The sequence below is a fragment of the Brevibacillus sp. HB1.4B genome, assembly GCF_013284285.1.
GTDB classification, from domain to species: domain Bacteria; phylum Bacillota; class Bacilli; order Brevibacillales; family Brevibacillaceae; genus Brevibacillus; species Brevibacillus porteri.
Map to the genome: position 1 here is coordinate 43409 of NZ_JABSUT010000004.1, position 22750 is coordinate 66158.

General features: G+C 47.8%; 24 protein-coding genes. 21 read left to right on the forward strand and 3 right to left on the reverse strand.

Going from position 1 to position 22750, the window contains the following annotated elements; translation table 11 throughout:
* Positions 1-2: 2 nt before the first annotated feature.
* From pelF to HP398_RS10905, 5 genes are read left to right on the forward strand one after another with little or no spacing between them, the layout of a single operon-like run.
* Positions 3-1409, forward strand: coding sequence for a GT4 family glycosyltransferase PelF (pelF, locus tag HP398_RS10885; protein ID WP_069847418.1), 1407 nt, complete (start codon positions 3-5; stop codon positions 1407-1409).
* A 5-nt stretch (positions 1410-1414) separates the two neighbouring features.
* On the forward strand, positions 1415-2815 hold the full coding sequence (pelG, locus tag HP398_RS10890) for an exopolysaccharide Pel transporter PelG (protein ID WP_173622564.1): 1401 nt from the start codon (positions 1415-1417) through the stop codon (positions 2813-2815).
* Between the two features lie 31 nt (positions 2816-2846).
* The gene (locus tag HP398_RS10895; protein ID WP_173622565.1) at positions 2847-4571 is read left to right on the forward strand and encodes a CotH kinase family protein; all 1725 of its coding nucleotides are present in this window, start codon (positions 2847-2849) and stop codon (positions 4569-4571) included.
* On the forward strand, positions 4568-5302 hold the full coding sequence (locus HP398_RS10900; protein WP_017249676.1) for a polyphosphate polymerase domain-containing protein: 735 nt from the start codon (positions 4568-4570) through the stop codon (positions 5300-5302). Before HP398_RS10895 ends, HP398_RS10900 begins: the two co-directional genes overlap by 4 nt.
* Before the next feature lie 22 nt (positions 5303-5324).
* Positions 5325-6011, forward strand: a complete 687-nt coding sequence (locus tag HP398_RS10905; protein ID WP_017249677.1) for a DUF4956 domain-containing protein — start codon at positions 5325-5327, stop codon at positions 6009-6011.
* Between the two features lie 66 nt (positions 6012-6077).
* Here the strand turns inward: HP398_RS10905 and HP398_RS10910 are convergent, their stop codons facing one another.
* The 3 genes from HP398_RS10910 to HP398_RS10920 form a co-directional block, all read right to left on the reverse strand.
* On the reverse strand, positions 6078-7472 hold the full coding sequence (locus HP398_RS10910; RefSeq protein WP_173622566.1) for a DUF4832 domain-containing protein: 1395 nt from the start codon (positions 7470-7472) through the stop codon (positions 6078-6080).
* Positions 7473-7504: 32 nt separating this feature from the next.
* Positions 7505-8656, reverse strand: coding sequence for a response regulator (locus HP398_RS10915; RefSeq protein WP_017249679.1), 1152 nt, complete (start codon positions 8654-8656; stop codon positions 7505-7507).
* A gap of 131 nt (positions 8657-8787) precedes the next feature.
* The gene (locus HP398_RS10920) at positions 8788-9102 is read right to left on the reverse strand and encodes a thioredoxin family protein (protein WP_017249680.1); all 315 of its coding nucleotides are present in this window, start codon (positions 9100-9102) and stop codon (positions 8788-8790) included.
* 212 nt (positions 9103-9314) lie between these two features.
* Between HP398_RS10920 and HP398_RS10925 the strand changes: the two genes are divergently transcribed.
* The 16 genes from HP398_RS10925 to HP398_RS11000 all read left to right on the forward strand — a co-directional run bounded on the left by HP398_RS10925 (position 9315) and on the right by HP398_RS11000 (position 22713).
* The gene (locus HP398_RS10925; RefSeq protein ID WP_017249681.1) at positions 9315-9770 is read left to right on the forward strand and encodes a prepilin peptidase; all 456 of its coding nucleotides are present in this window, start codon (positions 9315-9317) and stop codon (positions 9768-9770) included.
* Between the two features lie 96 nt (positions 9771-9866).
* Entirely contained in the window at positions 9867-10697 is an 831-nt protein-coding gene (locus tag HP398_RS10930; RefSeq protein ID WP_173622567.1) for a CpaB family protein, read from the forward strand.
* Positions 10698-10700: 3 nt separating this feature from the next.
* Positions 10701-11858 carry a CpaE/TadZ family protein gene (locus HP398_RS10935; RefSeq protein WP_017249683.1) on the forward strand — a complete coding sequence of 386 codons (1158 nt, stop codon included), beginning with the start codon at positions 10701-10703 and terminating at the stop codon, positions 11856-11858.
* A gap of 28 nt (positions 11859-11886) precedes the next feature.
* Entirely contained in the window at positions 11887-13275 is a 1389-nt protein-coding gene (locus tag HP398_RS10940; protein WP_173622568.1) for a TadA family conjugal transfer-associated ATPase, read from the forward strand.
* Positions 13253-14179, forward strand: a complete 927-nt coding sequence (locus HP398_RS10945; protein WP_017249685.1) for a type II secretion system F family protein — start codon at positions 13253-13255, stop codon at positions 14177-14179. The genes HP398_RS10940 and HP398_RS10945 overlap by 23 nt, the downstream gene beginning before the upstream one ends.
* A 4-nt stretch (positions 14180-14183) precedes the next feature.
* Complete coding sequence (locus HP398_RS10950; protein ID WP_017249686.1) at positions 14184-15119, forward strand: type II secretion system F family protein; 936 nt, start codon at positions 14184-14186, stop codon at positions 15117-15119.
* Between the two features lie 109 nt (positions 15120-15228).
* Positions 15229-15432, forward strand: a complete 204-nt coding sequence (locus HP398_RS10955; protein ID WP_254476036.1) for a hypothetical protein — start codon at positions 15229-15231, stop codon at positions 15430-15432.
* A 129-nt stretch (positions 15433-15561) separates the two neighbouring features.
* Entirely contained in the window at positions 15562-17007 is a 1446-nt protein-coding gene (locus HP398_RS10960; RefSeq protein ID WP_173622569.1) for a vWA domain-containing protein, read from the forward strand.
* A gap of 30 nt (positions 17008-17037) precedes the next feature.
* Entirely contained in the window at positions 17038-18183 is a 1146-nt protein-coding gene (locus HP398_RS10965) for a hypothetical protein (RefSeq protein ID WP_173622570.1), read from the forward strand.
* Positions 18184-18198: 15 nt separating this feature from the next.
* On the forward strand, positions 18199-19053 hold the full coding sequence (locus HP398_RS10970; RefSeq protein ID WP_017249689.1) for a hypothetical protein: 855 nt from the start codon (positions 18199-18201) through the stop codon (positions 19051-19053).
* Between the two features lie 23 nt (positions 19054-19076).
* Complete coding sequence (locus HP398_RS10975; RefSeq protein ID WP_017249690.1) at positions 19077-19799, forward strand: hypothetical protein; 723 nt, start codon at positions 19077-19079, stop codon at positions 19797-19799.
* Between the two features lie 34 nt (positions 19800-19833).
* Positions 19834-20235: a TadE/TadG family type IV pilus assembly protein gene (locus HP398_RS10980; RefSeq protein ID WP_026043177.1), complete on the forward strand. Its 402-nt coding sequence runs from the start codon at positions 19834-19836 to the stop codon at positions 20233-20235.
* Positions 20236-20904 (forward strand): Tad domain-containing protein, encoded by a 669-nt coding sequence (locus tag HP398_RS10985; RefSeq protein WP_017249692.1) that lies wholly within the window; start codon positions 20236-20238, stop codon positions 20902-20904.
* Between the two features lie 26 nt (positions 20905-20930).
* Complete coding sequence (locus HP398_RS10990) at positions 20931-21131, forward strand: hypothetical protein (RefSeq protein ID WP_235617602.1); 201 nt, start codon at positions 20931-20933, stop codon at positions 21129-21131.
* Between the two features lie 32 nt (positions 21132-21163).
* Positions 21164-21364, forward strand: a complete 201-nt coding sequence (locus tag HP398_RS10995) for a hypothetical protein (RefSeq protein ID WP_017249694.1) — start codon at positions 21164-21166, stop codon at positions 21362-21364.
* 35 nt (positions 21365-21399) lie between these two features.
* Positions 21400-22713 (forward strand): VWA domain-containing protein, encoded by a 1314-nt coding sequence (locus tag HP398_RS11000; RefSeq protein WP_017249695.1) that lies wholly within the window; start codon positions 21400-21402, stop codon positions 22711-22713.
* The last annotated feature ends 37 nt before the right edge of the window (positions 22714-22750 follow it).

Here is a 22750-nt window from a genome sequence, read left to right on the forward strand (position 1 = left end):
CGATGAAAATTTGTCTGATTGCCGAAGGATCTTACCCTTTTATTACAGGGGGTGTCTCTAGTTGGATTCATTCCTTAATCGCTAGCATGCCAGAGCATGAGTTTATCATTTATGCGATTGGTGCAGAAGAGAAAAATAGGGGGAAATACGTCTACCAGCTCCCCGCGAATGTGGTGGAAATCAAAGAGGTATTTCTGGATGCCTATCTCAAAGAAGATGCTGCACTGGGCAAGCGTCTGGGGCTAACTGAGGATGAACAGCAAGCGGTGCTTTCGTTGCTTGATGGCAGTAAGGGCGACTGGCATGCTCTTTTTTCCGTGTTGTCGGGGAGTAAGGTGCCATCCGTAGCGGAGTTGCTTACAAGCAAGGACTTTTTCGAGGTAATCCAGCGGCTTTGCGAGCAAAAATACCCGCAAATTCCCTTTACCGAAATGATCTGGATGATTCGCTCGATGGTGTTGCCACTATGTCTGGTCATTCAAAACGGCATGCCGCAAGCGGATTTGTATCACAGTGTTTGTACGGGATATGGCGGTGTAGCAGGGAGTCTCGGGAAGTATCTGCATGAAAAGCCGTTTTTGCTGACGGAGCACGGAATCTACACCCGCGAGCGGGAAGAAGAAATTATCAAGGCAAACTGGATTAAGGGTCACTTTAAAGATATTTGGATCGATTATTTTCATAACCTTTCTGCATGTGCCTACTCTTACGCGGATGAGGTAATCACGTTGTTTGAGCGAAACAAGGAAATTCAGATTGAGCTAGGCTGTGATCCTTCCAAAGTATCAGTGATCCCAAACGGTGTAAAAGTGAGCGATTATGTAGACATCGTGGAGGAAAAAAAGAACGATGCAATAACGATTGGCGCTGTCGTCCGCGTGGTACCCATCAAGGATATTAAAACAATGCTGCACAGCTTCGGGCTCGTCAAAGAACAAGTGCCACACGCACGCTTTGTCATCATGGGTCCGACGGATGAAGACGAGGAGTACTACACAGAATGCCTGCAATTGGTTGAAAGCCTGCAGCTGGAGGATGTTACGTTTACGGGTGCGGTCAATGTGAAAGAGTATCTCGGAAAAATGGACATGCTTGTTTTGACCAGCATCAGTGAAGGACAACCGCTCGTTATTTTGGAAGGAATGGCATGCAGAAAGCCCTTCGTCACAACGGACGTGGGAAGCTGTCGGGAATTGTTGTACGGCAATGGTGACAACTATGGCAACGCAGGGATAACGGTACCCGTCATGCATTTTACTCAAGTTGCTCAAGCGATCATTACGTTATGCCAAAACGAGCCCATGAGACGGCGAATGGGCAGATGTGGCTTCCAGAGAGTATCAGCTATTTACACACATGAGAATTTCTTGGCGGGATATCGCAATATGTATCGGAAATACGAGGTGTAAGAAACATGGCGGGCATTGGCTTTGAACTGAAGAAAATGTTTCGGAATAAAGGGTATTTGTCCAGTGTGAAGGCGTATGCATTTTCTTCGTTGGTCACAGTCGGACCGATGCTGATTTGTATGGTAATGATTACGGTGCTACAGCAAATTCTTCTTCAATGGAATGTCAGCTATTTGGAAAGGATGTCTTTTTTAGCAGCTGTCGTTTATGCATTCGTGTTTTCTCTGTTAATTACCTGCGGCTTTTCCATGGTCATTTCTCGCTATATCGCAGACAAAATTTACTTGCGTGAGTATAACGACATCATTGCGTCTTTGTATGGAGTTATCGCTGTTTGTCTAGGTTTGGGGGGAATTCTCGGAGGTGCCTTTTACTGGCTCGCGCCTCTACCGTCTGGCTTTAAGCTCGTAGCCTACCTTCTTTTTGTGGAACTGATCGTCGTATGGCTGCAATCTGCCTACTTGTCCGCATTAAAGGATTATATGCGCATCATTCGTGGGTATTTGGCTGCTGTTGCCGTTACGCTTCTGGCTGCGTTTCTGTTGTTGAATCTGACTGAGCTGGAAAAAGGAATCGCGATGCTGATTTCTTTGGATCTCGGCTTTTTTACGATGATCGTCCTATCTATGCTTCATCTGGAGAGTTTTTTCCCAAAGCGGGAGAGGAATTATTTTGATTTCCTGAAGTACGTGAAAAAGTACCCAAGTCTGCTTGGTGTGGGTCTCTTTTGTTCTCTCGGTTTTTATGTGCACCATTTTATTTACTGGCTGGGGAGTCCGCTGCAGGAGATCGTGGCGGATACTTACGTGATTGCGCCTTTTTACGACGTGCCAGCGTTCTACGCTTCCTTGAGCATATTGCCTACCATGGTCATGTTTGTGGTATCTGTGGAGACTGCTTTTTACGAGAAGTATCGAGCGTATTACGGAACGATATTGGGTACAGGCTCGGTGCAGGATATCAAGCGGGCGAAAACGGACATGATTCAAACGTTGATGCAGGAGCTCAGCTTCATGATGGAGGTGCAGCTGTTCTTTTCCTTCGTTGCACTGGCTCTAGGCATTACGCTACTTCCGCACATCGGTTTTACGTCCGATCAAATGGAGCGGTACAACATCTTGGTCATCGCGGGATATTTGTACGCTGTTATGTTTGTGATCGTGCTGATGTTGCTCTATTTTGACGATCGGAAGGGAGCGTTTGCGGTGACAACCTTATTTCTCGCCAGTACCGTTGTCATCACTATAGCGATGTTGCCCCTTCATAACTACGGTTTTTCATTTTTTATTGCTTCGTTTCTTGCACTGGTAGCCGGTCTCGGCAGGCTGATCTATTACTTGAAAAATATCGATTATTACACCTACTGCCTACAGCCGCTCTTTGTCAAAGGAAAACGAATGGAATAGACGGGGATGTATAGATTGGGGAGGACATAGGTTGAAGAAAAAACGATTCGTACTGAGCCTGCTCGTTGCATTAGGAGTTGTATCGACTGGTTGTACACAAGATGCACCTGAACAGCCAGTGTCAGACAACTCGCCAGCAACGAATCAGGTGGCGTCAACTCAGCAGATGAACGAGGATCTGATTGAAAATAGAAGCGTATACGATCAGGATGTTGATGGGAGCATTGTCCATTTATATGTGACGGTAGTCAACGAAGAAAATTCGAAACTGAAAACGACCACCTTTACGGAACTCAATCTAGCTCCTAGTGGACGGAATGAAAAGGGAGAAGATCTCCAGGCCAAAGTCATTATGCAGGAAGGGACGGCGGAGGGGCCAACCCAGGGGTACTTTGGTTTTGGCGAGTCGAGAGCGAACGGAACGGTTGAGCTGCGGGGGGAATCGAGCAGAAGAGCGGAACAAAAATCGTACAAAATCCGTTTGTTCGACAGCGCCGGATACTGGCGGGATCAGCGCAACATCAACTTAAGTAAGCACAAGTCTGACATGACGCGTGTTCGACAAAAGCTTAGCTTTGATTATTTCGAGCAAATGCCAAATATGACCAGTTTGCGGACGCAGTTCGTTCAGGTAAAAATCAAGGATTTGACCAAAAAAAATCCGGACCGAGACTTTGTTGATTACGGTTTGTTCACTCAAATTGAACAGCCAAACAAAACATTTTTGCAGGCGCACGGATTGGACCGAAACGGAAATTTGTACAAGGCAATTGATTTCGAGTTCCACCGTTACGAGGAACAACTCAAGCTGGCAACAGACCCTACCTACGATAAGAAAGCCTTTGAGAAAATTTTGGAGATCAAAGGCAGTGAGAACCATGAAAAGCTCATTTCGATGCTGGACGATCTTCACAATCCTGCGATCAATACGCAAGACTTTTTGGACAGGCATTTTGATCGGGAGAACTACTATACATGGCTGGCATCCAACCTGTTGATGGGGAATCACGACACGGCTGTTCATAATTTTTACTTGTACAGCCCTAGCAACTCCAACAAGTGGTATTTCCTACCGTGGGACTATGACGCATCGTGGGGATTTTTTGAAGAAGAGCTCAAGCGAAGCCCGGAAAAAGGGCTTGGACAATGGCAGTTTGGCATTTCCGACTACTGGGTGTCGAATTTGCATCGCCGCATCTTTAAAGATCCCGAAAACATCAAAACGCTTAACGAAAAGGTTGAGGAAATCAGCAAGATCATTACGAAGGAGCAAACGGAAAAATACTTGAAGAGCTATTATCCGATTGTGAGTAAATATGTGCTGCAACAACCTGATTTATATAACTTACCGTTGGATGTCTCCTATTTTCACAATGAGCAAGCACTTCTATCTGGTGAACCGGAGCGTAACAAAAAGAGGTACTATGAACGCCAAGCGAATCCGATGCCCTTTTTTATGGGGGAGCCAAGAAAAGAAGGAGATAAGCTCATTTTTGTCTGGGACCATTCCTATGACCTGCAAGGTGACGATCTGACCTACGACTTTACCGTCAGTTACGATCCTGCGTTTACGAAGATACACGCGCAGGCCAAGGGGCTGACAGGAGTCCAATACACGATAAACGATCCGGGTAAAGGCCGCTTTTTCTGGCGTGTGATTGTTCGGGACAGCAAAGGGAACACACAGACGGCATTTGACAGGGTAGAGTCCGAGGATGCGCTTTATCATGGGGTGAAGGAGTTCGTATTGAAATGAAAGGAATACAGAGCACGGGCATCCAGCTCGGCAACAAGCGATTGCGGCATGAGTTGAAGTATTATCTTCGGCTGAGTAATTACGAGCCGCTGCGGCAGAGATTGCGTCTGATCGCGACTCCTGACCCTTATTCTGTGAGTGAGGAAGGGTATCATATTCGTAGCCTGTACTTTGACGACTTTCACGACACGGCTCTCTATGAAAAAAACTACGGGGTTTTTCAAAGAAAAAAGTATCGCATTCGCATCTACAACAAAAGTGATGCAGTCATCAAAATGGAGCGAAAGAGCAAGTTCGGTGGATACATTTGCAAAGAATCAGCGTCGATCACACGAGATGAGTATGAACTGATTTTGGCAGGCGATGTTGAGTTTCTGCGAGAGACAGAAAGTGCTGTGCTTCGAGATTTTTATTTATCGTGCAAAAATCATCTGTTTCGGCCTCGCGTCATTACGGATTATGTTCGAGAGGCGTATTTGGTGAGAGAAGGGAATGTCAGAATTACGTTTGACAAGTATTTGAAGGCAAACGTCAATTCACTCGATATTTTTGACGAAAACATCATGATGGTCAGAGCTATTCATCAGCCCATGATGATCATGGAAGTGAAGTACGATCAATTCCTGCCGTTCAATATTAGACATTTGCTACAAAACCTGAGTAATCAGCGATCGGCTATCTCCAAATATGTCATTTGCAGAGAGGAGACCAAAAAATACTATAATCTTTAGTGTGAGGAGAAGTCGGGAAACTATGGATACTACCAATACGATTAATTTTCAAGATATCATCAAAAAAAGTGTCTTAAAAATGGATCAATTCGCCAGCATCTCGATCATTGATACCATCATAGGGCTAGTGCTGTCGGGATTGCTAGGTTTGTTCATCTACTATATTTACAAAAAGACGTTTCGCGGTGTCGTCTATACACATACCTTTAACATCACGCTGGTGGCAATGGCGATGCTTACTTGCCTGATTATCATGACGATTAGCACCAATATCGTGCTCTCTCTCGGGATGGTCGGCGCGTTGAGCATCGTGCGGTTCCGTACTGCTATCAAAGACCCGTTGGATATTGTTTTCATGTTTTGGTCGATCTCGGTCGGTATTGCGACGGGAGCGGGTGTGTACCCGGTTTCCGTCTTGGGATCACTGGTGGTGGCGGCTGTCATTGTCGTATTATCCAAGCGGCAAATGAAAGATGTTGCCTATCTGCTCATTATCAACTATCACGATCAAGCCAATGACGGGGTTAAATACCAGTTGAACAAACTGAAATACGCCTTGAAGTCAAAGACCGTACACAAAGAGATGGTGGAATTGATCGTGGAAGTCAAAATCAAAGGAGATAATACGGCATTTGTTCAAGATATTTCAGAGGTAGAAGGTGTGAAGAACGTATCATTGGTAAGCTACGATGGCGATTATGCACCATAATGATTAGAAGAAAAAATCCCTTTCTGACTCCTATACGGGTGGTCAGGAAGGGATTTTTTTGATGGATCAGTTTCGTACTTGGACCGTACCCAACGTATATCTTCCGTCCGAGCGTTTGCCTTCCATGGCAAATTGAATGCCCGGCTCTTCTGTATGGGGATCGAGGATTGCTACACAGAGAGTGTATGTTCCTTCAGGAAGATTATCTGGAATTTCCAAGCTTTGCTTGACGGTTTTCTTGCCGGGAAGCCATTTGCGGATGTCTTCGTCCGTGTTGGTCTTGGTTACGATCTCACCGTCTTCATCCGCGAGTGACAGCTCGAGAATCCACGGGAAGTAAAATGGAGCAACACCGCGGTTTTGCCAATCCATCGTCACAGCGAGGCTGTCTCCGGGCTCGACTGCTTTGGCATGTGTCTCTTTGGTGATGGAGAAGCGGTAGCCAATCGTGTTTAAAAAGCGGTCCAAATATTCTTGTTGATCGCCGTCTTTTTCGAAACGTGCGGGTGTATTTGGGCCAAGCCAGCTAATATGCGAAGCTTTGGCTTGTGAGATTACCTGGTTAATCGAGGAGCGAGTAAAGTAGCTAGTCAATGAGTCGGATGGAGAGAATTCTCCACCGCTTGGCGCATACTTCCAAAAGTCGGGCATGGCAGGCATTTTTTCTTTGGTCAGCCAGGAGACGTAGCCCTTCTGTATCCAGGACAGGTAGCTGTTTGTATCTTCTTTATTGCCGAACATGTCGTTAAACAGCCCCAGTTTGTACTCCTTGGCAACTGGGTGTGGTCTGCGCATCAGCAGCATGGGATCAGGGAAGTTATCTAGATACGGTTGTACGTACTGATCCGTGATTTCTGTTGCAGGGAAAGGAATAGACGTGTCGGTGTGCCATTCTCCCCAGTGACCGACGCTTCCCAGCTGTATGAAAGCAATGCGAGGATCGTCCTTGTAGCGCTCTCCCAGAGCGTCAATCAATTCCGTGTGGTACTTGATGATCAATGGATTACTGTAGTTGGGACTGTAGCCTTTGCCATAGTCGTTTCGATACCACTCGCCATCATCAAAATGGTCATTGTCCCCGCCGATCTCGTTGTATAGCCAATCCGGTATCTCCATGTCCGATTTTTTATCAGGAAGATCCATAACGATGCGGAGGATGAACTTGACGTCTTTTTTTGTCCATTCTTCAAGCCGGATCGTATCTTCGACCTCATCAAAAGCATAATCCCCTTTGGTTGGCTCGAGCATCCTCCAGGTTAGATTGGCATAGACGAGGGTGTGTTCTTGCTCATGATTACTCGTCCGTGAATCGGGAGCCAGTCCCATATAAGGGTTTTGTAGTACGTCTTGGGATTGCTTTGGCGAATAAGTCGCCGTTCCATAACTGGAGGCGGCGGCAGAGGAAGGTAGAATGCAAAAAGCAGCGAGAAGTACGCTGTATAGACCACTTCGGATCTTCATGAGTGCCCCCTAGATCTAGTGAGAGAGTATCATTACTTTTGTTCTGTCTCCTGTTTCCATATGTGATACCACTTGGTGATATGTTCGTTTACAGTAGAGCCGAGTTCAATCTCCCATCGAGAGGTCAAGAGTTGATACTGCTCTTCTACAGCCGCTTGATTATCCAAGGAAGCGTACAACTGCATCAAGATCATGTAGCTGTCTTCTTCAAGCAGGTGCAAATGCTGAATGCGTTGGTTGACGTTGATCGCTTCCTGGACTCTGCCGTGTCCCAAATAGAAGCTGCTCATTGTTTTGGCGAGCTGCAGCCACATCCTGCGGAGTCTTTCTCGCTCGTACTCTGCCCACAAATAGTCGTAGTCTCCGAAATAATCACCTGTATACGTCGCAAGTACTTGCTCATACGCTTGCATATTGGCAAGAGAGAGGGGCGGTAACTGTTTGAGACGATTCTCCCATTCTTCCACATCGATCGCAGCTGAATCGATCGTCAGCTTATAGCCGCCTTCTAAATTGCCTTTGTTGATCGATATCGTTTGGAGACCATAGCGTTTCAAGGTTTGCCGGATGAGGTAAATCGTCGTATATAGCTGGGTTACGCCTTTGCTTCCATCATAGTCCGGCCACAAAAGCTCGATCAGCGAATCTTTGTCGATCATCTTATTACGGTGATGCAACAAATACGCAAACAGCTCGCGGGCTTTATTCGTGCGCCACTTGATCTCTTGCGGCTCCTGATTCGACTGGTGAAACAAAATACTATTGAAGCATTGGATAGAAACGACTGATTCTTCTTTAACAGGTTCGGCTTCTTGCGCGGACTTGATTCTCTCACGCAGTCGATCCATTGTCTTTTGCAAGCGTTGAAGTTGTACGGGCTTCATGATGTAATCCAGCGCGCACAGCTCAAAAGCATCAACGGCGTACTTATCGTACCCCGTGACAAATACGATCTCCGGAGAGTTATCGATTCCTTGCAGACGTTCTCCGATCTCCAGTCCACTGATGCGTGGCATATTAATATCTAAAAATACGACATCTGGTTGAAGGGATATTGCTTGGTCGATCGCTTCGAGAGGATTGGTGTAGGCTCCGACTACCTTCACGCCGCCAACATCTTTTTCTAGCAATCGTTGCAGATGCATCAAGGGTAGTTGCTCGTCGTCTACCAATAAGGCTCTCATCCACTGTCTCTCCTTCAAAAAACGATAAAATGCAACAGATTGTCTTACGAGTCTGATTTATCCATACTCTCTACTCTATCATCAAAAGAGAGGTTATCCAAATCTTTACGGTGGAAGGAAATGTGAATTTTTTAGCAAGTGATAGAGGTCAGAACACGCTCCAGCTCTTCAAACGATACAAACCGGGCTTGCCGAAACACTTCTTTTCCGTCCACAAACAAGAGGATCGCTGGAGCAGTAAATACGAGATACTCCCCGGAAAGGGTAGGTATTTTTTCCATGGATACCACCATGCTTTTCACTTGTGGAAATTGTTTCATCCGTTCTACTGTTCTTGCGTAGGTGACATCGCAAACACCGCAGTTTGCCGTTTTTATAAACAACAGACTAATCGGATGACGTTCAATCTCTGCAAGTAGTTCAGTCAGTTCGAGATACTCCTGCACGGTTCGGTATACCCCCTTTCGTCGCCGTATTTTTTACTAGAATAGCACAAAAAAATGTTTGCCTCATGAAACGACAACGGATGTAATCTCCGAGACAATGAAAGCGCTTTTCCAAAAAACACACAAAAAAAGTTGGATATTTTTGCAACAAATTTCCCTCATACACAGTCTGTAATGGTGAAATTTTCCTCAAAAAGCAGGAAGGAGGACATATGGTGTTATCTTGGTATGTCATCATTCCCATTCTTTTCGTAATGGCAGTCGCTATGTATACCGACCTACGCCGCCGTCTCATTTACGACTGGCTGACGCTTCCGGGAATTGCATATTTTCTCGTTCTGCATGCATACCTTCATCCAGAGAAATGGCTGACTTATGCGATGGGAGTAATTGTGCTGGGAGGAATTTCATTACTGATGGCGGTGATCAGCAACGGTCAGATGGGCGGAGGAGATATTAAGCTGCTCGCTTTGGTCGGCGCAGCGGTTGGATGGCAAGCGGGGTTGGTCGTGCTCATGCTTACGTATTTGCTTGCGGGAGTCAGCGTGCTTCCCATGTGGGCCATCGCCAAAATGACAGGCAGGATGAAGCTCGGGCGAGAGATCCCGCTGGCTCCATTTGTTGCGGGTGGGACCAGTCTCATGCTGGTCATGATCATGTACTCCTAGTGCTTTTCTCATGAGTTGATCGATTCGCAATCTTGCCAATAAAACGACAAAGTTTGAACATGAATGGATTTTTCGAAAAAGAGAGGGAATCTTCTGATGTTGGAATCAAAACGTAGGGCAATCATTTTCCTTGTATTATCGTTCCTACTTGCTGCACTTGCGGGCTTTCTGTTTCTGCAAAAAATCAAGGATTTGAATGCGCAACTGGGCGAAATGGTGGAAATATACGAAGCAAATGCAGATATTCCATCTCGGGCACTGATACAACCCGATCAATTGACGGTAAGGGAAATCCCCAAAAAGTACGCGGATGATTCGTACGTCATCGATAAAGCTAGTTTGAAAAATCAAGTCACGATCGTTCCCTTGTCAAAGGGAGACATCATCACGAAAAACATCATGAAGCCAGCCAATGTTGTACGGGACCAAAACAACAGGCTCGTAACGGTGTTTTCATCGAGTAATGTCGTCTTCGACCAGGAGCTGGAGGCGCTAGACCGGGTGGACGTTATCATTTCGCATGAGGAGAACGGGAAGCCCGTGACCGAAGTGTTCATGAAAGACGTGCCAGTCGCCATGGTGGCCAAATCGGAGAACAGCTTCAAGGGGGTAGCTCTCGAGCTGCCGTTCGAGGAAGCTCCGAAATTCATTCACCAGCAGCATTATGCTCAGATGGTTCGCATTTTGAAAGCGAATGTGGGCAAAGGGGACTTGGGTATACCCGATCCGTTTGTGGAACCCAAGCCGGAACAGACAAAACCGCCTGGCAAACCAGCTGAAGCGAAGCCTGCGACACCGCCTGTCACACCACCGGCAGCAGGGCAGCCAGCCGTACAAACACCACCGACAGTTCCGGCCCAGCCTCCAACGAAACCAACTTCGGTACCACCGCTGCCAACTAATCAACCACCGAAAACCGGAGGGTAAGTCATGAACAAAGATATGAAGATTCTCGTCGTAGCGGATTACGACTCTGTAAAAGACATGCTGAGGGACATTTTGACTCCGTATGAGCAAGTACGCTACACGACCTCCAGCGAAGTGAAAAAAGAAATTGACCGGATTGGACCCGATGTCGTTTTGCTTGTGCAGCCGGAAGACGGAGCAGGAGTAGAGCTGGTGCAGTACATACAAGGAGAGCTTCCGGAGGGCATCCTCATTTATCTCACAGAAAAACAGGATTTTGTCCTGCTGCGAGATGTTGTCCGCGCGGGTGCGGTGGAATACATCGTGATGCCCGATGAGCTCAACCTATTGTCCGATCGTCTCGACAAAATATCAGATTTATCCCAGATCAAACAGAGAAAAAAGGGCACGGATGCATCCGGCAAAGCTTTCGTGCGAGGTCGGGGAAAGGTGTACTCCTTTTACAGTGGAAAAGGGGGAAGCGGACGAACGCAGCTGGCAACGGGCTTTGCGCAAGCATTGAAGCTGGAATCTACAGCCAGTGTGCTGCTCATCGATCTCAATCTCCAATACGGTGGAATCGAAACCTTCTTGTCATTTGACAACAACCGTACATTAGGCGATCTCATGCCGGTTATGGATGAAATCAACGAATTTCATATTCGCAATGTGGCCCAGCGGGAGGACCATTCCAAGCTGGAGGTGCTGGTCAGTCCGCGTGATGCTGAGACGGCGGAGAATATGTCCGAGGCATTTGTCACCAGGTTGATCCGTGCTAGCCGCCGCAGTTATGACTTTGTGATTATCGACCTGCCAACGCATATGAACGAGCTTACCTTTGCCGCTTTGTCAGAGTCGGACATGATTTATTACGTGATGAATCTGGACACACCGTCCGTTCAAATTTACCGACTCGTGGAAGACTTGTTCCGACGTCTGCGCATTGATACCGCAGGCAGGCTCGAAGTGGTCGTCAACCAGGTAGGAAGGGATAACGAGCTGAATGTGTCTGATTTGAAAGGATTATTCACTGCACCGATTACTGCTGAAATCAGCAGAGATCATCAAGGCGTGCAAGCGGCTGTCAATCAAGGCCGACCGTTGCAAAAGGAAGCGAATGAGAAGAAGCTCTCTCCTGCTGCGAAAGACATCCGAAAATGGGTACTCAAAAAACTGTCATAAAGAGCAAGTTCAAAAAGGTGGGAGTTAGATGGCTTTATTCCGACGAAAGCAAGAGCAGACAGCGCCAGGGGATGAGGCAAAACAGACGACACTCGCTGCCACATTAGCAGCTCCTTCCTTCAATCCGTACATCGACGAGCTGGCTGAGCATTACAAGACCCGACTCTTGCGGGAGACCAATCTGGAGAGACTGACCAGCCTTCGTTCAGATGAGATGCGCCTCGCAATCGAACGGCTCGTCTCCCAATACATGTCGGAAGAAAAAGTAGTCATTCCGCGAAATGAAAAGGATATCCTGCTGACTCGTTTGATCAATGAATCGGTGGGGCTTGGTCCACTAGAACCGCTGCTCGCCGATCCGGAAATCACGGAGATCTCGATTAACGGACACAACCTGGTGTACGTCGAGAAACGAGGAAGGCTGGAATTAACCGATTTAAAATTTCGTGACGAGGAACATTTGCGGCATATCGTGGACCGGATTGTGGCACCGCTTGGTCGACGAATCGATGAAAGCTCGCCGATGGTCGACGCCCGTTTGAAGGATGGAAGCCGCGTGAATGCGGTCATCCCTCCGATCAGTCTCAATGGCACACTCGTTTCGATCCGTAAATTTCGCAAAGAGCCTTTCTTGATGGATGATCTGATGCAATTTGGTTCATTCAGTGAAGCGATGTCTCAGTTCATTCAAGCCGTGGTGGAAGCTAAAATGAACACGCTCATCTCTGGGGGTACTGGTAGCGGAAAGACGACATTGCTCAATGCGACAGCAAAAGCTATTCCGCACTATGAACGTGTCATAACCATTGAGGATTCGGCCGAGTTGAAGCTGACTCACCCCAACTGTATCGGGATGGAGGCACGCCCGCCCAATATGGAGGGAACAGGGGAAGTCACGATCCGTCAGCTCGTGCGAAACTCTCTGCGGATGAGGCCAGACCGCATCATCGTCGGGGAGGTACGGGGTGCAGAGGCATTCGACATGCTTCAGGCCATGAATACTGGGCATGAAGGATCACTTACCACTGTCCACGCCAACTCACCACAGGATGCCTTCAACCGTTTGGAAGGGATGGTCGTCATGGCCGGGATGGATTTGCCCTCCACGATTGTCCGTGAATATATCGTCAGTGCGCTAGATATCATCGTCCAGGTCACACGTCTTTCAGACGGAACACGTAAAATCGTTTCGATTTCGGAAGTAGCGAAAACGGAAGACAAACGGGTGGAGGTCAACGAGATTTTTCGCTTTCAGCGGCAGGGGATCGGCGCGAAAGGGGAAGTCCTTGGCTACTTTACGGCAACCGGGGTCATCCCGCGGTGCTTGGAGAGGCTCCAAGTTTTTGGAATCAATCTGGATGAATCTATATTCAGGGCGGAAGGAGGGAAGCAGCGTGACCATGCCTATTCTGTTTAGTCTCGCGGTGTTGTTTGGCATCTGGGGCATCTACGAGTATCTCGGCTATCGGGCCAAGAAGACCGAATGGAAAAAGAAAGCGGAAGAATGGTTCGAGGTGAAGGGAAAACGAAAAAGCGTCGTCATCGTTTGGGGAGATAAATTTGACCAGACGCCCTATGCCAAAGAAATCCAAAAAAAGCTGATCAAAGCGAACTTCCCGCTTGCTCCCTCGGAGTTTTACGGAATTTTGATCGTAGGTACCATGGGGCTCGCCTTCTTGCTCAGTAACGTTGTGAATATTTCTTTTCCTTTTAACATCATTATCGGTGCAGTGGTGATGTATCTCATACAGAACGTGCTGTTCTTTGTCCGACGCAACAAGTATCAGGAGCGATTGAATGAACAGCTGTCTGAAGTGTGCCGCCTTTTGGCAAACTCGCTGCGCGCAGGTCTTACGCTTTCGCAGGGGATCTCACTGGTAGCCAAGGAGATGAACTATCCCGCGGGTGATGAATTTAGCCGTATGGCGCGTGAGCTGCAGCTAGGCGTCAGCTTTGACCGGGCGCTCTCTGACATGGAAAAACGAATACCGACGCGAGAATTCCGTATCTTTACGGCTACCCTGCTGATTCAACGGCGGGCAGGGGGGAATCTGAGCCAGGTGCTGCAAGAAATGGCGGAGACATTGGAGGATCGCCGCATCGTGAATCAGGAAATCAAGACGATGACGGCGGAACAGCGGTACGTCTCGATCTTGGTGCCGATCATGCCAATCGCCCTGGTGCTGATGATGAACATGATGAACAAAGGCTTCATTGATCCGTTGTTTTCCGGATTTGGTCTTTTTCTTCTGGGGTTGTTTGTAATCGGAACTCTCCTGTCCTATATCCTCGTCAAGAAAGTGACCAACATAAAGGTGTGAAAACATGGATGCTCTCATAATTACATGCGTGTTCTTGTTTCTATTGCTGTTTGCGATCTGTCTGAAGGAGTGGTATCGCTACTCCGTCGAGAAGCAAAAGCTGCTCGCACATGTCCATGAAATGAGCGGGCACAAAAACTACGGTGTGCGCAAGCAGGAGACCTCATCCGAGCGTCTGGTCAAGCGATTGCTACGGTATGGAGACGACTATGCTGTCATGGGGCAGCGCATCAACTTTTTCAGTGAGTCGCATGAGGTCGAGGATTGGTTGCTGAAAGCTGGACGGCCGCTAGATTTGACCGTCGCCCAATTCCAAGGGGTCAAAATTTTCATGGCTCTGCTCGGCATTATTGCTGGAACGCTGTTTTTCATTCTCCGCTTTCCCTTATCGCATCTAGGCTTGATCGCCTGGCCGTTGATCGGCTACTTTTTACCCATTCTTCTGTTGAAGAAAACAGCGCGCGATCGTCAACATCAGCTTCGCTACGACCTGCCAGAATTTCTCGACACCGTAAGCGTGACGCTTCAGGCGGGGGTGAGTCTCGATCAGGCTTTGCGTGAAGTCATCAAGTTTTTTGATGGGCCGATTCGGGAAGAGTTTTCTCGATTCAATCAAGAGCTGGATCTCGGTGTGCAGAGGGAAAAGGCGTATGAACAATTGCTGCGACGCAACGACAATCCGGAGTTTCAAATGCTGATCAAAGCGCTCATTCAGGGGATGCGCCTAGGGGTGCCGATTGCCGTCACGTTCAAGGCACAGGCGGAAAACATGCGGAGAATCCGCAAAGAGCTGATTAAGGAAAAGGCGGCCAAGGCATCGCCAAAAGTAACCCTGATCACCACGTTTGTCGTGACTCCTACAGCGATTATCCTGATTGGTGGTTTGATGGTATTGAATATTTTGGAGAACTTCAGTTTGTTCTCTGACATCATGCCATAATCCATGGCTTCACTTTTAGGAGGTGATGCCCGTCAGCGAGATGGGAGTGCACAGTTCTTTATTTATTCATCATCCAAATAATGAAGGGAGTAGATTTTTTATGAAAAGCATGATGCTGAAATGGTATGCAAAAGGTCAAGGAGCTCTGGGAAATGAAAAAGGAGCGCAAGCAATTGAGTGGATCGCATTGGCGGGTGTGGTGATCGCTGTGTTTGGAGCGGTGATTACTTACTTTAATGGTAACCCGGCACTTGTTGGCGAATCGATTGGGGATACGCTTAGCAATATCATCAAAAAATTAGACGGAAATTAATCAACAATTGAATGCTTTTTTGGTGATGAGCATATGGAAAAGAGGTGGTGAAGGGATGTTTCTTCACCACCTGAATCATACGAGGCTTCATACATAGTAAGTCGAAATCAAGCAGGAGGTAGCACTTTGATGAGACTCGTGAAGGGAATAATTGCAGTGATCCTCCTGTTGAGCCTGTTAACGGCGTGTTCGCAAGAGGCGGACAATCAACCGGAGACTCCCCAGAACACAGAGAGTCAAAATCCTTCTGTTCCACCAGGCACGGAAACACCGCCTACGCAAAGCCAGCCGCCAGACCAAACAGGGGAAACAAATGCCCAACTGACGCGAGAAGAAAAAGTAAAAGCGTTGGAGGCGATGGCACAGGAAGGAATGCCGCTAAAGCGGGAAACGACAGAGGACTTCGTCAATTCCCCACCAGGACGTTTTTCTGGGGTTTCGTATGACAACAACAGGGAAGAAGTATTGCCTGAACTTAAAAAGTTTCCTTCTGTTGAAAACCCAGACGAAGAAATGATTAACCAATACTACCTTGCCTTGTTGGGGCTGTTTGCCCAGAGCTACCCCGATCCGCAACAGATCATGGATGAACTGAAAATGGCCTCATTTGGGAATCCGGACATCGATGATCCGCGGTTCAAGTTTAAGGAAAGCTACAATGTTGAAATTATCTTGGATGCGAGTGGCAGCATGGCGGCAAAATCGAATGGCAAGACGAGGATGGATGCTGCTAAAGAAGCGATTCAAGCCTTTGCTGAATCTTTGCCGAAACAGGCGAATGTCGCTCTGCGCGTATACGGGCACAAGGGCAGCGGGAAAGAGTCGGATAAAGCACTATCTTGCAGCAGCAGTGAACTGGTATACGGAATGCAGCCTTACAACAAAGAAAAATTGCAGCAATCTTTGAATCAATTCCAGCCTACCGGATACACTCCGATTGGCTACTCTTTGCAGGAAGCGAAAAAGGATTTAAGCAAATTGCCTGGAGATAAGAACACCAATATGATCTTCCTCGTCAGTGACGGAATCGAAACATGTGATGGTGACCCTGTCGAAGCTGCCAAACAGTTGGCCCAATCCGAGATTACGCCGATTATTAACGTGATTGGATTTGGTGTAGATGGTCCGGGACAGCAGCAGTTGAAAGAAGTCGCAAAGGCAGCGGGAGGCCGCTATGTTCTGATTCAAGATCAGAAGGAGCTACAGGAAGAATTCAATCGTGGGAAAGAAATCGCGAACAAGTGGAAAGAGTGGAAAGCCAATGCATCCCATCAAGCCGTATCCACTCGTAGTTCTCGATCGATCGACATTAGTCACTTTGCTTTGAAATGGAGCCGTATCGCCAAACGGGAAAATCATGATCTCACATCTGCGATCATGACTATGGATGCAAACAACATCATTTCAGATGAATTCGCTGATCATCTGCGGAAGTTGAACGATGAGCAGCTGGAAATCGCACAGAAAAAGGCAGATGAACTGGAGCAATTCCTGGATACCTTGAACGAGAAGTCCTATAAGGAAGCCGTGGATGCGATCAACCAGAAGTTTGCTCAACATACGAAAACGAACTAGAGACGAAATCTCCAAAAGGAGGTTTGTAAAGTGAGAAAATGGGTAAGAGGCCCAATGGCAGCGGCGACTTTCGCTTTTCTGATTCTTATGATGAATCTGTTTCCGCTGGTGGGCCTGGCAGCTTCCATTCAGTATCAAGGGTTACAATACGAGGCCCCGAAGTGGGATCAGCCAAATCTGGAGTCGCCACAATGGGAGCAGCTCAACCCACAAGCGCCGCAGTGGGAACAAATAAACCCACAGGCTCCTGATTGGGAAAAGCTGAACCCGCAGGCGCCGAGCTGGGATCGGACGAATCCGCAAGCACCAAATTGGGATCGGATAAATCCGCAGGCACCTGATTTGCAGGGGCCAAGCATCAATCACTCGAACCCGCAAGCGCCAAATGCAACCGCACCTGCACCAAATGTACAAATGCCTGCTTCTCAGCAGCCTGGCGTCGATCCAGATAGCTCGAAGCCGATGACGGAGACGCTTGAATACGGTGCAGTTAAATGGACGTTCAAGGACGTCATGGGCGGAACGCTGGCATATAGCGCTGATTTGCTTATGAATGGCGAAGTAGACATGGCAGCGGGACTTCGTGGCAAAGGCTTGTTCTTGGGAGATCTGGCGATAAAAGGCCTTGATCTTGCCTTCAAGAATACGCCGTATGTAAACACAGTAACAGGCTTAGGTGTCGATTCACTCGACGGGATGAATGCGTGGGCCAACTATCAATTTGTGTTGGCACAATTGCCGAATAACAGTTTTCGAGATATTTTCCAAGGCGGTCAGCTGACGAATTCGGCAAATCCATCCGGCGTCAGAATGCCGGGGATCGTAAAAGGCTTAAATGTGGGCGTAGCAGCGATCAGCCTTCCGTTTGACATCATGGATACGATCGGCAGCTTTGGCATGGCGTTTGATCCGAGCCAGAATGAAGCGACACAAAATGAAAAATTCGTGGATGGCGTCGGTAATTTCGGCAGTGTGCTGATGGATGGAGGGGTCATTGCTGCCGTCATACCAGGTGGGCAGGCGGTAGGCGGTGTGCTTGTTGTCACCGGTGCGGTTTTGTGGGGGTTGAGCAAACTCGTGAAGTACGCTGATAAGCTAGCCGGAGGAGCGATTACCCGTGGAATCCGGGATGGAGTCGGAAAAGCTGTTGGCTGGGTAAAATCCTTATTTGCGTAACGGAGGTCCTTGCTTATGAAAGTCGTGAATACACCACAGGTTCAGGCTCAGATCGAGCGGAATAAGCGTTTTTTAGAGAGGACAGAGCTGTATAATTACCCGGCCTACGTAGACGGAGAATATTACTACCATGTCGCGTACTGGAGATGGGGGAAAAAAGACGCTGTCGGGTACTTGGTGTTGCGACCGGATGGTGAAGTGGTTCGCCGCAAGGAAGCAGAGCCCGTCGTGAAACTATTTTTGGTGCATGCACATGCGGGGCGCAAGATTAAGAACAATCTGGCCATTGATAAGGATAAGCCGATCGAGATGTACGAGCAAAAATACGAGTTTTTGACGGCGCTTTTGCCCAGCTACCAGGATAAGATGGACACGGTGCTTCGGCAAGATGCAGAGAAGCTGATCGACGTTTGCCAAACCATGATGGAAAGCCGGGACCAGCTGCGTGCCATTTATGATCGAGGGATGGATCTGCTCAATCAATTTTTCGCGCGCAACTACGTCATCGCGGGAGAAGAAACGGCATTACGGGATGTGTTATTTGAATCTGACTATATTTTGTATGATCGCATTCGCAAGCAGGTGCTGATCAAAGACTCGGTGGATCGACTTTACCAGTTTTTCCAATCTGATCGAGTAGAACTAGATCGGGTACAGGAGCAGAAACGAAAAAAGCTGAGCGACTTGCTCTCTGTATACAAAGACAAAACACTGCGAAATATTGCCGATGAATCCGTGAAAAGCTTTGAGACGCATACGACAGGGAAGCATGAGTCTTTCCATTCGGTTGAACAGTTGCGGGAAGCCCACGAGAAGCTGAATAGGACCATCTTGGAAAACGGGCTGATGGATAAACTGCGAAACCCTTAACAGGAAAGGTGAGAGAAACCCATATGCATCCCTTCAAAGAAAGCATTCGGTTTTATGCACGGAACATCGAATCTTTGCTGCTCTTGTCCGCCGTGCTCGTGGTTCCATTTTTTATCATCCACAACTTTACGCTGAACTACTTGAATCTGATTGCCGCGATCACGGGCGCCAAATTCGTAGCAAGCTTTTTCAATCTGTTTTTACTTTTTCTGTTTTTGCTGATCCTCCAGATCCCTTTTGCCCAGTATGTCCAAAGTGATCTGGACGGCGATGAGCGTCCGATTCGAAAAGCATTTCGGACTTTTTTTGAACACAGCTTTTCTGTATTCGTATTTGGGATCGTGTTTAGCTTTCTTGTCTCTACAGGAATGATGCTGTTCATGATACCCGGGTTGATTCTTATGATCTTGTTTTATTTGACGCCGTTTTTTGTAGTGCTGAAAAAACAATCGGCTTGGCGTTGCTGGCGATCTGCCATGGAAATGGGCAAAAAGCATTTCTTCCCAATCTTTGGCCTATTGCTAATGGTGAGCGTGGTGGAATGGCTAATCAGTTTGGCGGGCTTGTTCCTCGTCACGTCTATTACGGCGACCTTTGGGGCGGTTATGTTTATTGAGTTGTTGCTCAATGTGATTGTTCTCCCGTTTTTTGCGGTCATGTTCATGATGTACGTGAATAAATGGAAAGACGAGGCGGCAGGAGCGGAAGCAGCTGTAGCAGGGGGATTGCTGCTCGATGAAAGATAGCTTGCAAATAAGTTCGAGAGGAGATGAGCGAAGAATGCGCCTGAAGAAGATCGTTTCCAATGAAAAGGGCTCGGTCACCGTAGAGTTTATCGCCATACTGCCGTTCGTCTTTCTGATCATGCTGATTTGCTGGCAGTTTCTTGTGGGCGTCTACGGCGTCATCATCTCTCAGTCGGCAGCAAATGAGGCAGCGAAGGTGTACGCCATAACGGGGAATTCGGGTGAAGCCATACAAGCTGCCAGAAATGTGGTGAACGCGGCAGGAGGCTATATTTCCTTCAGTGACGGCGATATCAGGTGGGATGGTGACGGATATTTTACAGCCAAGGTCGGCGTCCAGATGGAGCTGGGTTTCCTTCCTGACTGGCTCTCTATCAAAAAGGAAGACCGATATATCTCCTTTGATCGGGAAATGAAGAGCAGGGTGATGAACTAGATGGTACGTATACTGCGTCACTTGCAAAATGAACGTGGAAATATGACGATCTTCACCCTGACGATTTACTGGTTTATGTTCATGCTGGTGTTTGTTGCGCTGTTCAACTTTTCGACCATTTTTGTAGATAAGGAGCAGGCGTCGAACAGTGCGCAGCAGGCGAGTATTGCGGCGGTGAAGGATATTTATGATGAGATGGAGTGGGCTATTAAAATACATGATGCGTCACCCCAGCGGTATTATGACCAAAATTATCTCACGCTCAAACTAGGAGCTGCCAAGAGCCAGATGAGAGCATCGCACGCCGATTGGTCTCAAAGTGAAATTGAATATGGCGCGATTGACTTGGTATTGAGCAACGAATTACCAAGCAATGTTGAGTTGCAGACTTATGTCTACGCTGGCTTGCAAACGGCAACAGCAAAAATTACTGGGGTGGTTGCCAAAGTGCTATCAGACAACAATGCAACGCTCAGCGGCTCGTCCGTCCAATTGTTCAACAGTGACAATCGGATTGAAGTAACAACTTCTGTAAAGTACGAATCGGAATCGATGGGCTTTGACTTCATTCCTGCCTATTCCGAGCAAATCTACCAGACAGGGGAAAGCAGACGGATCGGTTTTATTGATGAAGTAAGCGGATGGGCGAATCTGCACATCCCTATGTAGGAACGGCGAGCATTGGAGGAAATGGCATGACAAGAAAGCTACAAAAAATGCAGCGGTTCTGGAATGGAATGACGGTGATCATCTATGGCGTTTTCCTGCCGCTGTCCTGTCTGTTCATGGCGTTGGGTGAAAAGCTCCCGTATGCACTGCTCTTTTTTATGTTTGCTCTTCCTTATATTGAACAGGCTGGCATGGACCATTTGCGTCGAAAAGAAATGAGTCGGTGATGATCAAGTGGATGAGAAGGAAGGTGTAGGCCATGTCCAGACAGGAACGAAACTGGCAGCGCTTTTGGCGATACATGATGATTTACTTTTACGCCCTGATCGTACCGGCTACGGTCATCGGCGCATTTTATCGAGAAGAGTTTCCATTGCAACTGCTCATACTCGCCATCGGTATGCCTTTTATCAAAAGAAACCATCTGGCGTTCATCCGAAAGAAAAACGCGGCGATCTGATCAACAGGGCAACAAGGCAAGGAGGATATGACCGAATGCGTAACACTAAAATACGGATGTCGCTCTTGATCAACAGCATCATGATCATGCTGCTGCTTTCTGGCTGTTCACTGGGCGCAATAGGAGCGGGTACAGGGATCCAGCAAAATCAATGGCCGCAGACGACACAGGAGTTGATTGCTTCACAGCCCGGACCGCTTGCTGGCACACAATTTTTCCATGCAGCTTATCCGCATCGAGCTGAGATCATACAGGTTTTGGATAAAATGCCTACCTTGGTCGATGGAATGAATGATGCTTACTTGGATTTGTACTGGAATCAATTGCTCACCCTGTTTGCCGAGGATTACCTCAGTCCCCAAATGGTTGTCGACCGTTGGAGAATGGCTTCGTATGGGAGTCCTGACATCGAGGACGCCCGCTTTCAGTTTCGGGAAAATTTCAACGTAGAAATCATCCTGGATGCAAGCGGCAGCATGGCTGGGAAAATCGGGGACAAAACGAAAATGCAGCTCGCCAAGGAAGCGATCCAGGAATTCGCGGAAGCACTACCAGATGAGGCGAGAATCTCGTTGCGCGTGTATGGACATAAGGGTAGCAATGCAGATGAGCATAAACAGCTCTCCTGTGGCAGCAGTGAGATGGTCTATCCATTGCAAGCCTACGATGAGAAAGGTCTTGAACAAGCACTTGGCATGTTTGAGCCGACGGGCTGGACATCCATTGCGCACTCCTTGCGTCTCGCTCAGGAGGATTTGGCGGGATTCGAAGCGGATAAAAATACGAATGTCATCTATCTAGTTAGTGACGGCATCGAGACGTGCGATGGCAATCCGGTGGCAGTAGCCAAGGAATTGTCCCAGTCCAAAATTATGCCGTTGTTGAACGTCATTGGCTTTGACGTGAATGCAGAAGGGCAGAAGCAATTGAAGGAAATTGCCCACGCGTCAGAAGGTCTGTATGCAAATGTGACGAACCGTGAGCAGTTCAAGCAAGAGCTGGAACGCGCGAAAGAAATTGCCCAGAAGTGGGAGCAGTGGAAACGGGATGCTTTGACAGAAGCAGACGCTGTGCTGATCGACCGCAAAAAATGGGTGGATGCTTACGACCGGGACTGGTACGAGAAAAACTGGCGGGAGAGTCTGAACATCGGAATGGCGATTGAGCATTTGTCTGCAAGTGGCAAGATTGGCAATCAAGCGAGGGAGTACCTTACTGGGAAAAGGCAAGCAAGAGAAGCGTTGGCTACACAGTCCAAGGAGGAGCTTACCAATTACTTGGTAAGTCTCACAACCGAGACCTATCAGGAAATGAGAGAGGAAATTGAGGATAAATACAGCGGAAACTAACAACAATGGGTTCTCCGTTACAAAAGCGATTGCGGTC